Annotated in this window: 20 protein-coding genes and 1 tRNA gene; 16 read left to right on the forward strand and 5 right to left on the reverse strand. The window is 68.4% G+C overall.

Annotated elements, in window-relative coordinates:
* Positions 1-6: 6 nt before the first annotated feature.
* The gene (locus BSP_RS06960) at positions 7-1275 is read right to left on the reverse strand and encodes a lytic murein transglycosylase (RefSeq protein WP_152949753.1); all 1269 of its coding nucleotides are present in this window, start codon (positions 1273-1275) and stop codon (positions 7-9) included.
* Positions 1276-1457: 182 nt separating this feature from the next.
* Between BSP_RS06960 and BSP_RS06965 the strand changes: the two genes are divergently transcribed.
* The 5 genes from BSP_RS06965 to BSP_RS06985 all read left to right on the forward strand — a co-directional run bounded on the left by BSP_RS06965 (position 1458) and on the right by BSP_RS06985 (position 3335).
* Positions 1458-1534: transfer RNA gene (locus BSP_RS06965), tRNA-OTHER, on the forward strand.
* A gap of 191 nt (positions 1535-1725) precedes the next feature.
* Positions 1726-1851 (forward strand): type B 50S ribosomal protein L36, encoded by a 126-nt coding sequence (gene ykgO, locus BSP_RS06970; RefSeq protein WP_031448545.1) that lies wholly within the window; start codon positions 1726-1728, stop codon positions 1849-1851.
* A 192-nt stretch (positions 1852-2043) separates the two neighbouring features.
* The gene (locus BSP_RS06975; protein ID WP_054765057.1) at positions 2044-2319 is read left to right on the forward strand and encodes a DUF2312 domain-containing protein; all 276 of its coding nucleotides are present in this window, start codon (positions 2044-2046) and stop codon (positions 2317-2319) included.
* A 96-nt stretch (positions 2320-2415) separates the two neighbouring features.
* Positions 2416-2754 carry a hypothetical protein gene (locus tag BSP_RS06980; RefSeq protein WP_191558619.1) on the forward strand — a complete coding sequence of 113 codons (339 nt, stop codon included), beginning with the start codon at positions 2416-2418 and terminating at the stop codon, positions 2752-2754.
* The gene (locus tag BSP_RS06985) at positions 2754-3335 is read left to right on the forward strand and encodes a DUF805 domain-containing protein (protein WP_152949755.1); all 582 of its coding nucleotides are present in this window, start codon (positions 2754-2756) and stop codon (positions 3333-3335) included. Before BSP_RS06980 ends, BSP_RS06985 begins: the two co-directional genes overlap by 1 nt.
* Here the strand turns inward: BSP_RS06985 and BSP_RS06990 are convergent.
* The 3 genes from BSP_RS06990 to BSP_RS07000 form a co-directional block, all read right to left on the reverse strand.
* Positions 3332-4780 carry a sigma-54 dependent transcriptional regulator gene (locus tag BSP_RS06990; protein ID WP_152949756.1) on the reverse strand — a complete coding sequence of 483 codons (1449 nt, stop codon included), beginning with the start codon at positions 4778-4780 and terminating at the stop codon, positions 3332-3334. The genes BSP_RS06985 and BSP_RS06990 overlap by 4 nt on opposite strands.
* A 114-nt stretch (positions 4781-4894) precedes the next feature.
* Positions 4895-6676, reverse strand: a complete 1782-nt coding sequence (locus tag BSP_RS06995) for a DUF4153 domain-containing protein (RefSeq protein WP_152949757.1) — start codon at positions 6674-6676, stop codon at positions 4895-4897.
* Between the two features lie 64 nt (positions 6677-6740).
* Positions 6741-6896, reverse strand: coding sequence for a DUF1203 domain-containing protein (locus tag BSP_RS07000; protein WP_152949758.1), 156 nt, complete (start codon positions 6894-6896; stop codon positions 6741-6743).
* Positions 6897-7146: 250 nt separating this feature from the next.
* Between BSP_RS07000 and BSP_RS07005 the strand changes: the two genes are divergently transcribed.
* The 8 genes from BSP_RS07005 (at position 7147) to BSP_RS07040 (ending at position 14370) form a co-directional block, all read left to right on the forward strand.
* The gene (locus tag BSP_RS07005) at positions 7147-8943 is read left to right on the forward strand and encodes a M3 family oligoendopeptidase (protein WP_152949759.1); all 1797 of its coding nucleotides are present in this window, start codon (positions 7147-7149) and stop codon (positions 8941-8943) included.
* 134 nt (positions 8944-9077) lie between these two features.
* Positions 9078-9350, forward strand: a complete 273-nt coding sequence (locus BSP_RS07010; RefSeq protein ID WP_054765063.1) for an aa3-type cytochrome c oxidase subunit IV — start codon at positions 9078-9080, stop codon at positions 9348-9350.
* 83 nt (positions 9351-9433) lie between these two features.
* Positions 9434-10567, forward strand: coding sequence for a Re/Si-specific NAD(P)(+) transhydrogenase subunit alpha (locus BSP_RS07015; RefSeq protein WP_152949760.1), 1134 nt, complete (start codon positions 9434-9436; stop codon positions 10565-10567).
* Positions 10564-10992 (forward strand): hypothetical protein, encoded by a 429-nt coding sequence (locus BSP_RS07020; protein WP_152949761.1) that lies wholly within the window; start codon positions 10564-10566, stop codon positions 10990-10992. The genes BSP_RS07015 and BSP_RS07020 overlap by 4 nt, the downstream gene beginning before the upstream one ends.
* Positions 10993-10994: 2 nt before the next feature.
* Positions 10995-11330, forward strand: coding sequence for an NAD(P) transhydrogenase subunit alpha (locus tag BSP_RS07025; RefSeq protein ID WP_152949762.1), 336 nt, complete (start codon positions 10995-10997; stop codon positions 11328-11330).
* Positions 11327-11593, forward strand: a complete 267-nt coding sequence (locus BSP_RS07030; RefSeq protein ID WP_152949763.1) for a hypothetical protein — start codon at positions 11327-11329, stop codon at positions 11591-11593. Before BSP_RS07025 ends, BSP_RS07030 begins: the two co-directional genes overlap by 4 nt.
* Positions 11594-11606: 13 nt before the next feature.
* Positions 11607-13028, forward strand: coding sequence for an NAD(P)(+) transhydrogenase (Re/Si-specific) subunit beta (locus BSP_RS07035; protein ID WP_054765067.1), 1422 nt, complete (start codon positions 11607-11609; stop codon positions 13026-13028).
* 232 nt (positions 13029-13260) lie between these two features.
* Positions 13261-14370, forward strand: coding sequence for an acyltransferase (locus BSP_RS07040; protein WP_054765068.1), 1110 nt, complete (start codon positions 13261-13263; stop codon positions 14368-14370).
* 16 nt (positions 14371-14386) lie between these two features.
* Here BSP_RS07040 and BSP_RS07045 read toward each other — a convergent pair whose 3' ends face one another.
* Positions 14387-14626 carry a hypothetical protein gene (locus BSP_RS07045; protein WP_054765069.1) on the reverse strand — a complete coding sequence of 80 codons (240 nt, stop codon included), beginning with the start codon at positions 14624-14626 and terminating at the stop codon, positions 14387-14389.
* A gap of 92 nt (positions 14627-14718) precedes the next feature.
* Between BSP_RS07045 and BSP_RS07050 the strand changes: the two genes are divergently transcribed.
* From BSP_RS07050 to BSP_RS07060, 3 genes are all read left to right on the forward strand, one after another.
* Positions 14719-15708 carry a YafY family protein gene (locus BSP_RS07050; RefSeq protein WP_227976075.1) on the forward strand — a complete coding sequence of 330 codons (990 nt, stop codon included), beginning with the start codon at positions 14719-14721 and terminating at the stop codon, positions 15706-15708.
* A 65-nt stretch (positions 15709-15773) separates the two neighbouring features.
* Positions 15774-17222: a hypothetical protein gene (locus BSP_RS07055; RefSeq protein ID WP_152949764.1), complete on the forward strand. Its 1449-nt coding sequence runs from the start codon at positions 15774-15776 to the stop codon at positions 17220-17222.
* A gap of 71 nt (positions 17223-17293) precedes the next feature.
* Positions 17294-18124: a universal stress protein gene (locus tag BSP_RS07060; protein ID WP_152949765.1), complete on the forward strand. Its 831-nt coding sequence runs from the start codon at positions 17294-17296 to the stop codon at positions 18122-18124.
* Positions 18125-18127 lie beyond the last annotated feature (3 nt).

Genomic DNA, 18127 nt, shown 5'->3' on the forward strand with positions numbered 1-18127 from the left:
CGCCCCTCAGTTCGCCTTGCGGATCAGCTCGTCCGCCAGGGCGGCGGTCAGATAGCCGTCGGCGATGCGGCCGTTGGCCAGCTGCCAGCGGCGTAGGGCGGCGCGGGTGTTCGCGCCGATCACCCCGTCCACGCCGCGGGTGTCGTAACCCAGTCGCGTCAGGGCCGCCTGGGCGCCGATCCTCTGGTCGCGGGACAGGGAGGCGTCGTTGGGCCAGGCCTTGGTCAGGCCGGGCTTGCCCATGATCCCGTCCGCCGTCAGGCCGATGGCCAGGGCGTAGGAGACCGAGTTGTTGTAGCTGCGGATCACATAGTGGTTCGGCAGGGCCAGGAAGGCCGGGCCGTTGGCCCCCTGCGGCAGGAGGATGGTCGCGTCCTCCACCGCCTCGGCTCCGTTCGGCGTGCCGCCCTGGGCCAGGCGCACGCCCTTGGCCGCCCAATAGGCCCAGTCGTGTTTGGGCCCTTCCGCCAGGGCGTAGTCGAAGCCGGCGGGCAGGACGACCTCATAGCCCCAGGTCTGGCCGCGCTTCCAGCCCGCCTGGGCCAGCAGATTGGCGGCCGAGGCCAGGGCGTCGGCGTCGTCGCCCCAGATGTCCACCTTGCCGTCGCCGTCCTGATCCACGCCCAGGCGCAGATAGTTGTCCGGCATGAACTGGGTCTGGCCCATGGCGCCGGCCCAGCTGCCCTTCAGGCCCGCCCGTTCGCGGCGGCCGTCGACGACGATGTCCAGGGCGTCCTTCAACTGGGCCTCGGCCCAGTCGCGGCGGCGCCCGTCATAGGCCAGGGTCGCCAGGGAGCGGATGACGTCATAATCGCCCTGGACCTGGCCGAAGGCGCTTTCCTGGGCCCAGACGCCCACCAGGATTTCAGAGGGGACGCCGAAGCGCTGGACCACCGCCCAGGGCACCCGGTCGATCCGCTGCTTGGCCTGGGCGATCCGCACCGCAGTCACGGCGTTCTGGATATAGGCGCCGGCGGGTTTGGAGAATTCCGGCTGATTCCGGTCCAGCCGCACCACGCTGGGGTCCGGCGTCAGACCGGCCAGTTCCCGCTCATAGTCGGCGCGACGGGCGCCGCCCTTGCGCGCCAGAAAGCCCTGTTTCCAGCCCTCGAATCCTTCCTGGTCATAGGCGGCGAGCGGCGGCGCCTGCGGCGGGACCACGGCGGCGGGAACCGGATCAGGCTGCGGCGTCGGCAGGGACACCGGCGGCTCCGGCAACATGGGAGCGCAGGCCGCGACGGAGCCGATGAGGAGAAGGCGATAGGAAAAGCGCATGAGATTCAGACTACAGTCCCCGAACGGATAGGGGAAATGACATACGCGCGAAGCGGTTTCGCCGGCCCTGATCCGCCTGGGAGGAGAAAAGTCCGTCCACGGACTCCCCAATCAGCGTCGTTAACCCTCATTTATATCGACGGAGGCGCCCGCTGCGGCGTAATGGCGCAGACTTCTCCGACGGCCTGATGGCGGAGTGGCGACGCAACGGGCGTGCAAACCCGAATACCCTCCGTTCGACTCGGAGGTCAGGCCTCCATATTTTTTGCGCTATCGCGCTTCGCGCTGCTTGAGCGCGTTTTGGGGCGCTACCGTCCCCTTGGGCTGCTTTAGCGGGTTTTCGGTCCCAAGCGGCTTGACCTTCTAAGGACCGCTCTCTATACGACCGCCTCCGCCGCGATCCGCCCGGGTCAGCGGCTTTTCTATTGGTTTCTCTCAGGACGTCCGACCATGAAGGTCCGCAGCTCGCTCAAGTCCCTGAAGACCCGTCACCGCGACTGCAAGGTCGTGCGTCGCAAGGGCCGGGTCTATGTCATCAACAAGACCGACCCGCGCTTCAAGGCCAAGCAAGGCTAAGCTGCGTTCGAGGCGCACTGCTCGGCGGCGCGCGCACGCAGGTCTGCCCAAGCCGCCCAAGGGGCGGTAGGGCAGGAAAAGCCCTGACGATCCACAGGCTGCGGATTCTGTCCGCGGCCTTTTTCGTGTTCGCGGTTGAGTCGCGCCGGACGGCGTGGTTAGCGTCCGCGCCTGATTTCTGGAGTATTCCCCATGGCCGATGACGCCTCGTTCGACGGCAATCCCGACGTCCTGACCGCAACGGCCCAGGGCCGTCTGCGCACCATCATCGAGCGGCTGGAGCGCCTCGAAGAGGACAAACAGGCCGTCATGACCGACATGAAGGAGGTCTTCGCCGAGGCCAAGGGCGAGGGTTATGACGTCAAGGTCCTGCGCAAGGTCATCCGCATCAGGAAGCAGGACAAGGCCAAGCGCCAGGAGGAGGAGGCCATCCTGGACCTCTATCTGTCGGCCCTCGGCGAGGTCTGAGGAGATTAGGGGCTGAAGCGCACGCCCACCGATTCGTCGAAAGGCCGGCTGTCGCGCTCAAGCAGCCCGAAGGGCGGTAGCGCCTCAAAAAAGGAGCTGCTGAGCCCTTGGGATCAGCAGCGCAAGGCCGCCCAGCGGTCTGCGCTCAATGCTCTCAAACGCGCCCGCCGCTCGGCCGAGAAGGCGGGCGTTTCCTTGTCGGAATGGGAGGGGGAGTTCCTCGATTCGGTCAGCGAGCGGGTCAAAACCCACGGCCGCGCCTTCGCCGACCCCGAAAAGGGCGCGCCGGGCCAGGCTTTGTCGGCCATGCAGGGCCGCAAGCTGAAGGAGATCGCCGCCAAGGCGAAGGGCGAAGAGCCGAAACGTTGGGGACGCAGCAAGACGTCTGGCTCGAATCGACCTCAGGATTACGGCAACACAACGGGGGAAGACTGATGTACGCTATCCTGGCCGGCTTTCGCCGCTTGGCGGATTTCAAAGGGCGGGACAGGCGATCGCAGTTCTGGCCGTATGCCCTGACCGTTGTCGGACTGTCTTTCGTCGGGCTTTGGTTGGGTATGATCCCGACGATGGCCGCCGTGTTTGAACAGGCGTCTGCGGCCGCAGCGACAAACCCCGAGGCGGCGACCGTTGTCAGCGGCCCGGGGCACTACTCGGTCGAAATCCACGATCCGACGTTCATGCCGGATATGGGCCCGTTTTTCCTGGTTCTGAGGATCGGCGTGGCAGCGGTTGTGATCCTTTTGGCCGCCGCCGTGACGCGCCGTCTGCATGACACCGGCCGGGCGGGCTATTGGGGTCTGCCGCCTGTGGTGTTTCTGACGATCGGCCTGACGGCGTTTCCCACTGTAATGACCAGCTTCATGCGGGAGAATGCGCCGGACATAGGCCTGTTCATGCTGCTGTTTCTCAACAACGTCCTCTACATGGCCAGCCTGATCGGTCTTGTTATCCTGCTTGTGCTGGACGGCAAGAAGACGGTGAACCGCTACGGTCCTCCGCCGGCTGGATCTTAGCCCGCCTCTTTCAGCTGCCCCTCCAGCCCCTGTTCGCGAACCTTGCGGTACAGGGTCGAGCGGCCGATGCCCAGGCGGCGGGCGATTTCGCTCATGTGGCCGGCGTAGACCTCGATGGCGTGCTGGATCAGGTCGCGTTCGATGTCTTCCAGCGTCCGCAGATGGCCGCGGTCGTCCAGGATGCGGATCGGTTGTTCCGGCAGGGGCGGCAGGTCGGCGTAGGACGGCGCGGCGGCGGGCGGCGTGGGCGTCGCATCGGGCAGGGGCGCGGCCACGCCCGAGATGGACGGGAAGTCATAGGGCTGGAGGAAGGGCGAGTCGGCCAGGACGATGGCGCGGAACACCGCATTCTCCAGCTGGCGCACATTGCCGGGCCAGTCATAGGCCTGGAGCATGGCCAGGGTCTCGGGGGCGCAGCCGGCGATGCGGCGGCCCTCCTCGGCGTTGAAGCGGGCGATGAAATGATCGATCAGGGCGGGGATGTCCTCGCGCCGGTCGCGCAGGGAAGGCGCCTCGATCGGGAAGACGTTCAGCCGATAGAACAGATCCTCGCGGAAGGCGCCGTCCTTAACCTGCTGAGCGGGGTCGCGATTGGTGGCCGAGACGATGCGGACGTCGATCTTGACCGGGCGCTTGCCGCCGACGGGGTCGATCTCGCCTTCCTGCAGGGCGCGCAGCAGCTTGACCTGAAGATCCAGCGGCAGTTCGCCGATCTCGTCCAGAAACAGGGTGCCGCCGTCGGCCTCGCGGAACTTGCCCAGGGTCTTGTCGACGGCCCCGGTGAAGGCGCCCTTCTCATGGCCGAACAGGATGGATTCCGCCAGATTGGCCGGCAGGGCGCCGCAGTTGACGGCGACGAAGGGCTTGCCGGCCCGCTCGCCGGCGCCGTGCAGGGCGCGGGCGATGACCTCCTTGCCGACGCCGCTCTCGCCGGTGATCAGGACGGGGATGGAGGACTTGGCCGCCCGGGCGCCGAGGGCCTTGACCATCCGCATGGGGGCGCTGTCGCCGATGATGTCGTCGAAGCTGGCGCGGCCTTGGACCCGCTTGGTCAGACGACCGACCTCGGTGGTCAGCTGCTCCAGCTTGAGGGCGTTGCGCACCCCGACCAGCAGGCGTTCGGGCCCGACCGGCTTGACGAAGAAGTCCTGGGCGCCGGCCTGCATGGCCTTGACCACGGTGTCGATGCCGCCGTTGGCCGTGAGCACGATGACCGGCGTGGTCAAGCCCCCGCTGCGCAGCTCGGCCAGACACTCCAGACCCGACATCTCGGGCATGATCATGTCCAGCAGGATGACGTCGGCGCCGCCGCCGCGCGTCATCCGGTCGATGGCCTCGCCGCCGCTTGCGGCATGGACCACGGCGTGACCGTCGCGTTCGAGCACAGCCTGCAACAGGCGGCGCTGGGTCGGATCGTCGTCGACCACCAGAACGGTCTTGGCCATGGGCGTCCCTTGTCATCACCGATGGGCCGCCCGTGGATCGGACTGGCCCGTTTCGGGACGACTTCTAAGGGCGACGAGGTGAAAATCGGGTGAGGGGGCGTGGTGACCGGGGGGTTAACGGGTGTTTGGCTCTTCGCATCGGATCTGCGGCTGGGCTTTCAGCGTCCGACCGCCCACGACCAGGTTGGGCAGGCTGGCGGGGGCGACCGTCACAGCCTCGGCGAAGGCGTTCAGCAGATCCTTCGGCGCCGCCGTCCCGCATACGGCGCTGTAGGACCCGGTTTGCGACCATTGTCCCCCGGCGTCCTGGGCGAAGGCCATGATGCTCCCCGGCGCCGCCAGCAGAACCTCGACCCGGCCGTCGCCGTCCAGGTCCAGGGTGCGCAGACGGCAGGGAGCCTCATTGTTGCAGGCGTACATGAGACTGTCTTGCCGGCTCAGTTGTGCGGTGAAGCTGGACGGCGTCGTCTGGCCGGCGACAGGATGGATGCGGACGGCCGCCGCCCGTTCATTCCGGTCCTGGATGGAATAGGCCTCGCGATTTACGCGCACCCTGGCCTCGCGCGCCAATCCGGCTGTCTTCGCATCCGATGACCGCATAAGCCGGTCCAGAGCCGCCAGACCGGCCTTGCCGCTGTCGAAGCGCAGGAAGTCGAAGTCGAAATCCTGAGGCTTCACGGCGCCGCGCTCCAGCCGGGCGACCTGAGCCGCCGCCGACAGACGCGCCGGGTCGGCCAGGGGGCTGAACAGGGCCAGGATGACCGCGACCGACAGGACGGCGGCGAGAATGTTTACCGGCTCCAGCGGCTTCATCCAGGGGCCGGGGCGCACGGCGGCGAACAGATAGCCCAGGCCATAGACGGCGCCGATCACAGCGCAGGCCGTGGCGATGATCCGGTCCGGCGTCAGGCCGTGCTGGCCGATGCGCAGGGCCAAACCCCAGAAGGCCAGGCCCATCAAGGGCGCGATCAGGGCCGAGGCGACCCGGACGCCGTAGCGCAGGACCGCCGGGGGGCGATGGTCGGGACGTCCGTCCTGATAGGCGGTGTTGATCAGCACGATCAGGGCGGCGGCGGCCGACAGCACCAGGGCCGTCGCGCTGCCCGTCTCCCACAGCCCGTCCAGACCGGTGAAGGGCAGGGCCACAAGGAAGCCGCCGACCAGCACGGTGATGACCAGCAGCAGCCAGGACAACAGCATCAGGGCCACGGTCCGCACGCCCCGGATCAGGCCGTCGCGCACATCGGTCAGATGCACGGCCGTGGCGAAGGCCAGGCCGGTCAGGGGCAATGTGAACCAGCCCTTATCCAGCAGGTCGCTGAGGAAGCTGAGCCCGATGATCTTGAACAGGGCCGCCCCGAGGAACAACAGCACCCAGAAGGCGCCGGCGAAGCCGATCGACAGCACGCCCTGCACCCCCGCCATCCAGGCGGCGTCGAAATAGGCCGGATAGGAGGCCGCCAGCCGGCGCTCCCGGTCCGCCGGCACGATCAGATGGTGGGCGATGAACAGGGCCGCCGCGGCGAAGACGAACAGGGGGAAGGTCGCCTCGCGGTCGCCGTCGGCCTGGCGGGCGATGTCGTGCCAGGCCAGCAGGGCCAGCGCCGCCCCCGCGATCAGGCTCCAGACCCCATAGACCCACAGCCGCAGCTTGCCGACGCCGGACAGCAGGACGGCGGGCAGGAACAGGGCGGTCAGCAGGGCCGGGGCGAACAGATCGGGATGGCGCTGCGACCAGCTGGCGCTGCCGCCCTCGGTGGCGCGCAGCAGCAGATACAGGACGATCCCCTGCGCCAGACCGACCGCCAGCCGCACGATGGCGATCCGGCGGCGGTCGCCGTCCGGCGTGGTCCCGCCCCAGCCCGTGCCGAGAATATTCGAGGCTTCGGTGGTCATGGCGCGCCCTTTCGCCCGGCTCGGAGCCCGACCGGGGCGCGCCATCTAACCGTAGAAGGCGGCTTCAGGGAAGCGCCGCCTCGATCCGGCAGGCCCGCGCCAGATGACGGCCGCGCGGGGCGAAATGGATGTGGACCTGGTCCAGCGCCGGATGGTCGAACGCCTCGGCCAGCCGCGCATCCAGATCGGCGCCGTCGATCACCAGCCCCTCCAGCATCATGTTGCGCCGGTCCTAGCCCCGGCAGGGCGCGCGGCCGGAGACGTCGGCGATCCACCGGCGCGCGCCGACGGCGGCTAAGTCTTTATCGGACATGGCGAATTAGGGCGCGGAGGGCGCCAGGGGCAGCGCTTCTATGCGATAGGTCATGGTGGATCTTCAGATTGATGTCTTTCCTTGGCGACCTTCGGTTCTCGCCGTCTGGCGGCTTGCGGCCGTTGCATCGCGCCCACGCCGCCCCCAAAACAGGGGTATGAACGCCCCCTTCAAGACCCCCGACATCGACGCCCCCCTGTGGGACCTGTCCGACCTCTACGCCTCGCGGGACGACGCCCGGCTCGCCGACGACCTGACGCGGGCGCGCGCCCTGGTGGACGAGATGAACGGCCTGCGCGGGCGGCTGGCGGGAGCGTCGGGCGATCCGGCCGCCCTGGGGGCGGTGCTGGATCAGGCGATCAGCCTCTATGAGCAGGCCTCCGACATCCTGGGCGCGCTCGGCGCCTACGCCTTCCTGTCGGCCTCGACGGCGCGGGACGACGCGGGGGCGCAGGGGTTCGAGGCGGATGTGCGCGAAAAGATCACCGTCATCGCCACCCCGACCGTCTGGCTGACGCTGGAGATCAACCAGATCGACGACGCCGCCCTGGAGGCCGCGCTTCAGGCCCACGCGGGGGCCGCGCGCTGGCGGCCGTGGCTGCGGCGGGTGCGGGCCATGAAGCCGCATGAACTGTCCAGCGAGCTGGAGACCTTCATCGCCGAACGCGGGCCGATCACGGCCCAGTGGCCGCGCCTGTTCGACGAACAGCTGGCGGCGCTGCGCGCCAAGGCAGGGAATGAGAGCCTGACCCTGGCCGAGGCGCTGAACCGCCTGTCCGATCCCAAGCCCGCGCGGCGCAAGGCCGCCGCCGAGGGCCTGTCGGAGGCTTTAGCCGCCCGCGCCCCGACCCTGGCCCTGGTGCTGAACACCGTCGCCGCCGACAAGGCGATGGAGGATCGCTGGCGCGGCTTCAAACGCCCCGCCGACAGCCGACACCTGGCCAATGAGGTCGACGGCGAGGCGGTGGACGCCATGGCCGAGGCCGTCGCCGAAGCCTATCCGCGCCTGTCCCACCGCTATTACGCCCTGAAGGCCAAGGCCATGGGCAAGGCGCGGCTGGATCACTGGGACCGCAACGCCCCGATCGAGACCACCGCCCCGCGCGCCTTCACCTGGAGCCAGGGCCGGGAGATCGTTCTGGACAGTTTCTCGGACCTGGGGGCCGAGTTCGCCGAACGCGCCGCCGGCTTCTTCGACCGGCCCTGGATCGACGGCCGCGCCCGGCCGGGCAAACAATCGGGCGCCTATGCCCATCCGGTCACCGCCGACCGCCATCCCTATGTCTTCCTGAACTGGATGGGCGAGCGGCGCGACGTCCTGACCTTGGCCCACGAACTGGGCCACGGGGTGCACCAGACCCTGGCGGCGGACCAGGGCACGCTTCTGGCCGACACCCCTCTGACCCTGGCCGAGACCGCCTCCATCTTCGCCGAGGGTCTGACCTTCGACCGTCTGCTGGCCACGGCGCCCAAGCGCGAGCAGCGTGGTCTGCTGGCCGGGAGGATCGAGGACGGGCTGAACACCGTGGTGCGCCAGATCGCCTTCCACCGGTTCGAGACCCGCTTCCACGACGAACGCCAGAAGGGCGAGGTCTCGCAGCAGCGGATCAACGAACTGTGGCTGACCGAAATGGGCGCTTCGCTGGGGCCGGCCGTCACCCTGAACCCCGGCTATGAGCACTGGTGGTCCTATGTCAGCCACTTCGTCCACTCGCCCTTCTACGTCTACGCCTACGCCTTCGGCGACCTGCTGGTGGCGGCCCTGATGGAGGCGCGACGGGCCGATCCCAAGGGCTTCACCCCCCTGTACCGCGACCTGCTGGCCGGGGGCGGGGCCAAGACCTATGTCGAGGCGCTGAAGCCCTTCGGCCTCAATCCGCGCGACCCGGCCTTCTGGAGCGTGGGCTGCAAGCGGCTGGAGCGGCTGGTGGATCAGTTCGAGGCGTTGGGGTGAGGATGTGGGGTGCGGGGTGTGGGCCGCTGCCGCCACACCCCACACCCCGCACCCCTCGCCATTCCTCGGTGTGAGCTTGAGCGGCGTCGAACCCGCGCTATAGTCGCGCCAACGACAAGACCGAGGGAGCTCTCATGGCCAAGGCCAAAAACCCCGCCACCGCCCAGGCCGACGCCGATGCGAGCGCCTATGTCCGGGGGGATATGCAGATCAATGAACAGGTCTCGACCTTCCACCTGTTCATGGGCCTGACCAAATGGGGCGCCCTGGCTGTGGCCTGCGTGCTCGTGTTCCTGACCCTGTGGTTCCATCCGGGCGGAACCTTCGTCGCGGGCTTCATAGGGGCGGCGGTTCTGGCCGCCGTCGGCTTTTGGGCTCTCAAGCCCAAGGGCGGCGCCGGCCACTGATCCGTTCGCCCGACACGGGTCTTTGACGGCGTCGGTGGAACCGGCCTAGGCTCGTCTCCCAGCTTCAATGAGAGGGGATTCGCTTGGCTGTCGTTATCGCCGCCACCCGTGAACGTCGCGAAGGCGAGACGCGCTGCGCCGTCACGCCCGAGACGGTCAAGAAGCTGATCGCGCTCGGCGCCGCCGTCTCGGTCGAGGCAGGGGCCGGACTGGGCTCGTCCATTCCCGACGCCGACTACGCCGCCGCCGGCGCGACGGTGAAGCCCGACACCCGCGCCGTTCTGGACGGCGCCGACATCGTGCTGAAGGTGCGCGGCCCCACGGCCCAGGAAATCAGCGCCCTGAAGCCCGGCGCCATCGTGGTCGCCATGCTGGACGCCTGGCGTGACAAGGCCACGGTCGAGGCCCTGAAGGGGGCGAACGCCACCGCCTTCGCCATGGAGTTCGTGCCCCGCATCACCCGCGCCCAGGTGATGGACGTCCTATCGTCCCAGGCCAATCTGGCCGGGTATCGCGCGGTGATCGAGGCGGCCTACGCCTATGGCAAGGGGTTCCCGATGATGATGACGGCGGCCGGCACGGTCGCCGCCGCCAAATGTTTCGTCATGGGCGTCGGCGTCGCCGGGCTTCAGGCCATCGCCACGGCGCGGCGGCTGGGCGCCGTCGTCACCGCCACCGACGTCCGCCCCGCCACCAAGGAACAGGTCGAGAGCCTGGGCGCCAAATTCCTGGCCGTCGAGGACGAGGAGTTCAGGAACGCCCAGACCGCCGGGGGCTACGCCAAGGAGATGTCGGCGGAGTATCAGGCGAAGCAGGCCGAACTGACCGCATCTCACATCGTCAAACAGGATGTGGTGATCACCACCGCCCTGATCCCCGGCCGCCCGGCGCCGCGGCTGCTGACGGCGGCCCACGTCGCCTCGATGAAGCCCGGCTCGGTCATCGTCGATCTGGCGGTCGAGGCGGGCGGCAATGTCGAGGGCTCGAAGCTCAACGAGGTCGTGACCACCGCGAACGGCGTGACCATCGTCGGCTGGTCCAACCTGCCCGGCCGCATCGCCGCCGACGCCAGCGCCCTGTACGCCCGCAATCTGACGGCCTTCGTGGGACTGATGGTCAAGGACGGGGGTCTGGCGGTCGATCTTGAGGACGAGATCCTGAAGGCGGCCGTGGTGACGCACGGCGGGGCCGTGGTGCATGAGGGGGTGAGGGGATGAAACTCTCTCAATGGATACGAGCGGGCATTTGGATTTTGGTCCTCGCCATGGCCACACAGAGCTTCTGGGAGCGGTGGTCGGATTTGAGAAGCACGCAGCCTGAAGCGTCCGTATGGATGTTTGCGGGGGAAGAAGCATTGCGGCTGGTGATTGGCGTTGTTGTTCTGGGGCTGGGGTTGATGCTGGTGCTTGCGGGGCAGGACGTTTTCGACCGGCTGACGAAGCCTCATTTGACAAAGATGCTCCCGTTTCTGGCCGCGGGCCTGACTGTAGCCGTGGCGGCGACTGCAGTCCTGATCTGGGTCGGATCAACATGGGCGCCGCTCGCCGTCGCGGTCTCTATCGGGCTCGCGGTCTATGCGGCGAAGGCCGCCGGGCTAGAGCCCAAGCAGACGCCTGACAATCTCCCTCGCGTGGAAGGCTGACTATGGAACACGTCGATCCCACTGTCTTCCGCCTGGCCATCTTCGTCCTGGCCATCTTCGTCGGCTATTATGTCGTCTGGAGCGTGACCCCGGCCCTGCACACGCCGCTGATGGCGGTGACCAATGCGGTGTCCAGCGTCATCATCGTCGGCGGCCTGATCGCGGCGGCGGCCGTGTCGGGCGATGCGACCGGCCCAAGCGCCTGGATCGCCAAGGGCGCGGGCGTGGCGGCCGTGACCCTGGCCAGCGTCAACATCTTCGGCGGCTTCCTGGTCACCCGGCGGATGCTGGCCATGTACAAGAAGAAGGAGCGGCCGGCTCAGAAGGGCGCGGCATGATCGACCCCGCCCAGATCGCCATAACCGGCTCCTGGATCGCCACCGGCGTCGGTTTCGGCCTGTGGCTGTACGGCTGGTTCGGGACCAAGATCCCGATCAAACGCCAGCGGCTGCACGACTGCGGCATCGCCCTGGTGTTTTCGGCCATTCTGGTCCGGGTCGTGACCCAGGACCGGCAGCTGGGCGTTTTCGAATGGGCCCTGTTCTTCATCGGCCCCCTGTTCATCGCCGCCGCCCTGTGGCGGCTGGCGCGCACGTCTTGAGGGGAGGGGCGTGATGAACGCATCCTTGGCCGCGCTGGCCTATCTGGTTTCCGGCGTTCTGTTCATCCTGTCTCTGCGCGGCCTGTCCAGCCCCGAGACCAGCCGCCAGGGCAACACCTTCGGCATGATCGGCATGGCGCTGGCCATCGGCGTGACCCTGCTGACGCTCGGCGCCACGCGGGCCCTGGACCCCCTGACCCTGGGGCTGATCGCGGGCGGGGTCGTGGTCGGCGGCGGGATCGGCGCCCTGATCGCCCGGCGCGTGGCCATGACCGACATGCCCCAGCTGGTCGCGGCCTTCCACAGCCTGGTCGGCATGGCCGCCTGCCTGGTCGCCATCGGCGCCGTCTATGCGCCCGAGGCGTTTGGAATTCTGTCGGAGGACGGGACGGGCATCAAAACCCTGTCGATCGTCGAGCTCAGCCTGGGCGTCGCCATCGGCGCCATCACCTTCACCGGTTCGGTCATCGCCTTCGCCAAGCTGAACGGCAATATGTCGGGCGCGCCGATCCTGCTGCCGGCGCGGCACCTAATCAATGTCGGCCTGGGCCTGGCCCTGGTCTTCCTGATCGGGATTCTGATCGGCACGGGCGGCTCGGCCGTCTGGGCCTTCTGGGGCGTCTTCATCCTCAGCCTGGTGCTGGGCGCGACCCTGATCATCCCCATCGGCGGCGCCGACATGCCGGTGGTGGTGTCGATGCTGAACTCCTACTCCGGCTGGGCGGCGGCGGCCCTGGGCTTCACCCTTGAGAACATCGCCCTGATCATCACCGGCGCCCTGGTCGGGTCGTCGGGCGCCATCCTGAGCTACATCATGTGCAAGGGCATGAACCGCAGCTTCATAAGCGTCATCCTGGGCGGCTTCGGCGGGGATGCGGCGGCGGCCGGCGCGGGCGGCGCCAGGGAGACGCGGCCGGTCAAACAGGGCTCGGCCGAGGACGCCGCCTTCATCATGAAGAATGCGTCCAAGGTCATCATCGTGCCCGGCTACGGCATGGCCGTGGCCCAGGCCCAGCATGCGCTGCGCGAAATGGCCGACAAGCTGAAGGAGGAGGGGGTCGAGGTGAAATACGCCATCCACCCCGTCGCCGGCCGAATGCCGGGCCATATGAACGTCCTGCTGGCCGAGGCCAACGTCCCCTATGACGAGGTGTTCGAGCTGGAGGACATCAACGCCGAGTTCGCCACCGCCGACGTCGCCTTCGTCATCGGCGCCAACGACGTCACCAACCCCGCCGCCAAGACCGACCCCCAGTCGCCCATCTTCGGCATGCCGATCCTGGACGTCGAAAAGGCCGGGACCGTGCTGTTCATCAAGCGCGGCATGGGCTCGGGCTATGCGGGCGTCGAGAACGAGCTCTTCTTCCGCGACAACACCATGATGCTGTTCGCGGATGCGAAGAAGATGGTCGAGGGGATCGTGAAGGGGCTGTGACCTTCCACCGTCGTCATCCTGGGCCTTGTGCCCAGGATCCATACTCCCGGTTTTGACGTCGTGCGTCGATGTTCGACACCGGGCGTATGGATCCCAGGGACGAGCCCTGGGATGACGGGAAATGGGGTGGGATCACAGGCGCAGGGGAGGCCGACATCGCTCGCGGCTCCCATCGTCTCGCCAACCGCTGAAACCCCTATCGTCCGAGCTTGACCGGCGCTATCACGCGACCGTGAACGTCCTGTCCAAACCCGCCCCCGCCGCCCATCGCCGGTTCGAAGCCCTGGACTCCCTGCGCGGGGTGTGCGCCGTTCTGGTCGTCATGTTCCACATGCCGGTGGCCAGCCACTGGCGGACCTGGGATTTCATCCAGCACGCCTATCTGTTCGTCGATTATTTCTTCGTCCTCTCGGGCTTCGTCATCGCCCACGCCTATGCCGAGCGGCTGAAGACGGCGCAGGACGCGGGCCGGTTCATGGTGCGGCGGTTCGGGCGGATCTGGCCGATGCATGTGCTGATGCTGGCCGCCTTCATCGGGCTGGAGGTGGCGCGGCTGGTCTTCCACTTCGATGGGGCCGAGCCCTTCACACGCGATCGGTCGGTGGGGGCGATCTTCACCAATCTGGCCCTGGTTCAGGCCTGGCATGTCCATCCCTATCTGACCTGGAACGGGCCGTCGTGGACGCTCAGCGCCGAATGGGCCTGCTATCTGATCTTCGCCGGCCTGGTGCTGGTCGCGCCCCGGCGGTTCCGCTGGATCGGGCTGGTTCTGGCGATTATCGGCGGGGTTCTGGTGGTCAGCTACGCCCGGCGCTGGATGAACACCACCTATGACTTCGCCGTGCCTCGCGCGGTTTACGGCTTCTTCCTGGGCTGTCTGCTGCAGGGCCTATGGACGAACATCCCCCGCTTGAAGGGGCTGGCCGCCACGGGGCTGGAGATCGCCGCCGTCGCCGTCGTCTGTCTGTTCGTCGCCTGGGCCGAAGGACCGGTGACGGTCGCCGTCACCCTGGTCTTCGTCGTCCTGGTCTGGGTCTTTGCGGGCGAGGAGGGGCGGGTGTCGCGCCTGCTGGATCATCCCGCCCTGGTCACGCTGGGTCGATGGTCCTTCTCCATCTACATGGTCCATATGTTCATCCTGACCGTGATGCTGATCATCGCGCGCAAGCTGGACTGGATGCCCGGCGGGCGGCGTGTCGATTTCGGCTCGGTCTGGCTGAACGACCTGTTCGCGCTCGGCCTGTTCGGCCTCATCGTCGGGGTCGCGGTGGTGGCGCACAATCACGTCGAACGCCCGGCCCAGCGGCTGATTGATCGCTGGACCAAGCCGAAAGCCGCCTGATGAAGCCGGCCTGAGATCAGGCCGCCATCCGCCATTCCGGGGCGTCCCATTCCGACCGGGCCTCGTCCCACAGCATGTCCTCGTCCGAATAGCGGCTGCTGGCGGCGGCGGAGATGACGTCCACCACCTGCTCCTCCAGCCGATCCCAGATGACGGCCAGGTCCGACGATCCGTCGGCCTCGCACGGCACGATGATGTAGCGGTTGGCGTTGACGGCCTTGTGGGCCAGGGGGGCGGTCGGTTGGAACTGAGCCATCTGATGATCTCCTGAAGCGGTCGGCCTCTTGTCGATGATTGTGTTATGGCGCACTGATGCGTCAGAAACGGACGTATCTTTCAGGAGCGACGGTGAGACACGACAAGGCGGCCATGGTGATCGACCTGGCGCGGCGCCTGGCCGCCAGCGCCGAGGGCCTGAGCCTGGACGAGATGGCGCGCGACATGGGCGTCAGCCGCCGCACGGCCGAGCGGATGCGCGACGCCGTCTTCATGCTGTTCCCGACGGTGGAGGAGGTGTCGGACCCGCCGTCGAAACGCTGGCGCATTCGCGGCGGCCTGTCGGCCTTCGAACAGGCGCCGACCGCGACCGAGATGCTGGAGCTGACCAAGGCGGCGACGGCCTTGCGCGCGGCAGGCGAACCGGCGCGGGCGGCGGCGCTGGAGGCGCTCGAACGGAAACTCAAAGCGGCGATGCGCTCCACCACCTTGAACCGGATGGCGCCGGACCTGGAGGCCCTGGTCCGGGCCGAGACCATCGCCGTCCAGGCCGGGCCGCGTCCCTCGGCTGACGAGGCCATGCTGACCGCCATTCGCGGGGCCATATTGGCCCAACAGCCGCTGGGCTTTACCTATTCCCGGCCGGGCGCCGAGCCGCGCCGCCGCAGCGTCGCCCCCTGCGGCGTCATGTTCGGCCGCGCCAACTATCTGGTCGCCGCCGACCGCGAGACCGGCCGCATCCAGACCTTCCGTCTGGACCGGATGAGCCATGTCGCCGCTCAGGACGGGGTGGCGATCCCGCCGCCCGACTTCGACCTGAACGTCTTCGCCAGCCAGTCCTTCGGCATCTATCAGGACGAGATCGAGGACGTGGTCCTGCGCATCGCCCCGCAAGGCGCGGCCGAGGCCAAGAGCTGGCGCTGGCACCCGACCCAGACCTTCGAGGACCAGGCGGACGGCGGCGTGATCGTGCGGTTCCGGGCGTCCGGCATGCGCGAACTGGCCTGGCACCTGTTCACCTGGGGCGAACAGGCGGTGATTCTGGCGCCCGAACGGCTGAAGGCGGTCATGGCTGGGGAACTGGCGGCGGCCGGACGCGCTCTGGACGCGGCCCGCGGATGAACGAAGCTTAAGGTGACGCTGTCGCCGGCCGTCGCTATGGCCGCCATGACCTATCGGAGAGCTTCATGCGTCTGAAGACGGCCCTCATCTGTGCAGGCTTGATCGGACTTTCGGCCGTCACAGCCTGCGCCTCGCCCACCGTCGTTGCGGTTCAAGGTCCGGTCACGGCCGAGGACGGCCGCGTGGCCGTCACCGTCCAGCGCGACGGTGACCGGTGGACCGCCGACTATGTGCTGGACCGCGACGCGCCGGTCTGGGCCTTCTTCCGGTCGGCCCTGCTGCGCGAGAGCCGCCGGCCCTGGCGGCCGGACTGGTGGCGGGTGGAGACGCCGGGCGTCGTGCTGGAGCGGGTGGGGGACTATGACGTGCTGCGCTCGACCGACGGCGGTCCTGTGCCGCGCGACGTGCGCATCGTCATGACGCCGCGCCCCGGCGATCTTGAGGCCGAATATGATCCGGCTCTCGTCTTTTCGGACGGCACGGTGGCGCTGTTTTCCGGCCAGTTCGACGTCATTCCGCTGGAGTCCGTCGCCGCCGCCCGCGCCCTGCCGCGCGATCTGAACGGCGTCGAGGTGCCGGGCGGCCCGGCGGCCGTGACCTGGCGCGACCGGTCCGGGCCGATCCTGTTCAAGGGCGAGCGCAAGCCGGAGGCGACCGCCGTGGACGCCCAGACCTATGTCCTGTTCGGCGACGCCACGACGCGCCGGGGCGACGGGATCACCACCGTCATCGACCCTGGTCTGCCGCGCTGGCTGGGCGACCAACTGGCCGGTTTCACGCCCCAGGTCATGGCCTATTACGCCCGCCGTCTGGGCCCAGCCCAGGGCGAGCCCCCGACCCTGATGGTCAGCTGGACCGGCCCGACCAAATCCCTGTCCAGCATGGGCGGCAGCGTCCTGCCGGGTCTGATCTCGATGAATTTTGAAGGCGAGGGGGTGCTGGACCCCGACGCCCAGGCCCTGGCCCGCGCCCGCTGGTTCATCGGCCATGAGGCGGCGCATTTCTGGCTGGGCTCGCAGGGGCTCAGATATCAGTACGCCCGCGAAGCCTGGATCACCGAGGGCGGCGCCGACCTGATGGCCGTGCGCGCCTTGAAGGCCATCGACCCCGTCTATGACGATCGGGCCGAGCTTCAGCGCGAGGTGGACGACTGCGTTCGGCTGGCGGCGGGCAGGCCCCTGGCCTCGGCCGGCGATCGGGGCGACAACCGCGCCTATTACGCCTGCGGCGCAGTGTTCGGCCTAGTCATCGAAGGGGCCGAGCGGCGCGCGGGCGGGGGGGACTTCTTCGACGTGGTGGCGGACTTCCAGCGGCGGGACAATGACGACGGAATCCTGAGCCGCGACGAATGGCTGGGCGCCCTGACCCGCCTGTCGCGGGACCCCACCCTGGCCAATGACATCTCCACCCTGCTGGACCGGGGCGTGGCCGATCCCTCCGCCGTCATCACACGCCTGTTCCAGCGCACCGGCGTCGCCTTCCGCCTGGAGAACGGGCGGGTGGTGCTCAGTTGAAGGTTTGACGCGGATCAAGGCGGGACCGGCCCGGCGGGCGCATCCAGGCTCCGGAAACAAGGAGCATCGCCATGACCTATTCGAGCCTGATGGTCTATGTGGACGACGAGGCCGACAATGTCGCCCGGATTGGTTTTGCGCGCGATCTCGCGGTCGTCTTCGACGCGACCCTGATCGGCATATCCGTCAGCGAGCCGGAGCCGCCCCTGGTGGACGCCTATGTCGCCGGCGGCATGGCGGGCGAGATCCTGACCCTGCGGCGCGATCAGGCGGATGGGGAGTTGGCTGCCGCCAAGACCCGCTTTCTGGACGCCCTGAAGGACACCGGCATCGCCCATGAATGGCGGGCCGAAACCGGCTATCCCGCCGCCTGCGTCGCGCACCAGGCGCGTGCGGCGGACCTGATCCTGATCGGCCGAGACGCCGGTCGTCTGCCCTATCGGGCGCCGGACGCGGGCGACCTGATCATGAATCTCGGTCGCCCTGTCCTGGTCGCTCCGCCGCGCGCCCAGGCCGCGCCGGTCGACGGCGTCGCCCTGGTGGCCTGGAAGGAGGGGCGCGAGGCCCAGCGCGCCGTCGCCGCCGCCCTGCCGCTGCTGAAACAGGCGCGCGAGGTCCAGGTGGTCGAGATCTGCGCCTCGGCCGACGCCGCGGCTGCGGCCGCCCGCGTCGCCGACGTCGCCGCCTGGCTGCGTCGGCACGGCGTCGTCGCCGAGAGCGAGGCCAAGGTCCGCGACGAACGTCCGGCCGGCGACCGCATCCTGGCCCTGGTCGAACAGACGGGCGCCAATCTGATCGTCGCCGGCGCCTGGGGCCATTCGCGGATGCGCGAGTGGGTCCTGGGCGGCGTCACCCAGGCCCTGTTGAACCGCAGCCAGTCCTGGCTGCTGTTCAGCCACTGAGGC

Origin of the sequence: Brevundimonas sp. Bb-A, from assembly GCF_009394735.1 — a bacterium.
Taxonomy (GTDB): Bacteria; Pseudomonadota; Alphaproteobacteria; order Caulobacterales; family Caulobacteraceae; genus Brevundimonas; species Brevundimonas aurantiaca.